This is a genomic window from Slackia equolifaciens, assembly GCF_003725995.1.
GTDB lineage: Bacteria > Actinomycetota > Coriobacteriia > Coriobacteriales > Eggerthellaceae > Slackia > Slackia equolifaciens.
Genome location: NZ_QIBX01000039.1, coordinates 1 through 1,468 on the forward strand (window position 1 = coordinate 1; position 1,468 = coordinate 1,468).

Sequence of the window (1,468 nt, forward strand, 5' to 3'; positions counted from 1 at the left end):
GATCGCGTGCCGAAAGTTGGTGTCACGGGCCGCTTTGAAGGAGAAGCGGCCATTGCCTAGAATCGATCGTTGCGAAGGTAACCGATTCGAGAGAAAGGCAACGGCCACCATGGACACTCTACAGGAAAACGAGGCGATGCAGAACCTCCCGCTCCGCGGGGACGGCACGGTCGATCTGGCGGAGCTCGGCCGGATGCAGCTCGAGCAGGCGGTCAACCAGATCATGGACTGGCAGGCCGACGAGCTGTGCGGCGAGGGCAACAGGCGCAACGGATACCGCGAGCGGAGCCTGCTCACGCCCTTCGGCGAGATCACGCTGCGCATCCCGAAGCTGCGCGAGGGCACCTACTTCCCCGACGAGCTGATCAGGCCCTACTCCCGCGTCGACCGCGCGATGGTCGCGATCGTGAGGGAGGTCTACGTGCGCGGCCTCTCGACCCGCAAGATCGAGAAGGCCGCCGACGCGCTCGGGTTCGCGGGCCTCAGCCCCTCGCGCGTCTCGCGCATGACGTCCGACCTCGACGAGGAGGTCGCCGCCCTCAACGCGCGGCGCTTCGAGGGCATGTCGTTCCCGTACCTGTGGCTCGACGCCACCTACCTCAAATGCCGGGACGAGGGCCACGTGCGGTCCAAGGGCGTGGTCACGGCGATAGCGTGCGGCGAGGACGGCTCCCGCAGCTTCGTCGGCCTCGACGTGGTCGACACCGAGTCGGCGGCCTCCTGGAAGGCGTTCCTGCGCGGGCTGCGAAGGCGCGGGGTCTCGGGCGTCAGGTGCGTGGTCTCGGACGACCACGGCGGGCTCGTCCAGGCGGCCTCGGAGGTGTTCCAGGGCGCGGCGTGGCAGCGCTGCATCGTCCACCTGGAGCGCGACGTCGCGGGGTGGTTCTCGAAGAGGGAGGACAAGGCGGTCGCGACGGCCGCGGTGAAGGCGGCGTTCGCCGAGCGGGACCCGCAGCTCGTGCGGGCGGCCTACCGCAGGGCGGCCGAGGTCGTGGGCGGCCTGAGCGGGCGCGCCGGGGAGCTCCTGGAGGACGCGGAGGCCGACGCGCTGGCCTACCTGGACTTCCCCTACGAGCACCACGTGAGGCTACGCACCAACAACGTGCAGGAGCGCGCCAACGAGGAGATAAAGCGCAGGACCAAGGTCGTCGGCGTCTTCCCCTCCGTCGAGTCCATGATGCGGCTCGTGGGGTCCGTGCTCATCGACGTCAACGAGGAATGGCTCTCGATGGGCTTCATCGACGCGGCATCGCTCAAGGATGTGAGGCGGGCGGAGCCAGACGAGGGGCCGATCCCCGCGGAGGTCCTGGAGAAGGCGAGGGTCATCGTCGCGGCGGCCGTCGAGGCGAAGAGGGCAGCGTGATGGTGTAGAATGCAGGCGATCCTGGGCGATGTCCCGTTCGCTCGGGCGGGCCTGCGGCCCGCGCCTCCCGAACGGGATCTTGACACCAACAATCGGCACACTACC

The 1,468-nt window shown here is 68.9% G+C and carries 1 protein-coding gene; it reads left to right on the forward strand.

Features of this window, described 5'->3' with window-relative positions; genetic code table 11:
• The first annotated feature begins 109 nt into the window (after positions 1-109).
• Positions 110-1,363, forward strand: coding sequence for an IS256 family transposase (locus tag DMP06_RS11205; protein ID WP_123209810.1), 1,254 nt, complete (start codon positions 110-112; stop codon positions 1,361-1,363).
• The last annotated feature ends 105 nt before the right edge of the window (positions 1,364-1,468 follow it).

Excerpts from the sequence above, each read along its gene's own strand:
- DMP06_RS11205 (WP_123209810.1), top strand. The coding sequence starts at position 110 with ATGGACACTCTACAGGAAAACGAGGCGATGCAGAACCTCCCGCTCCGC.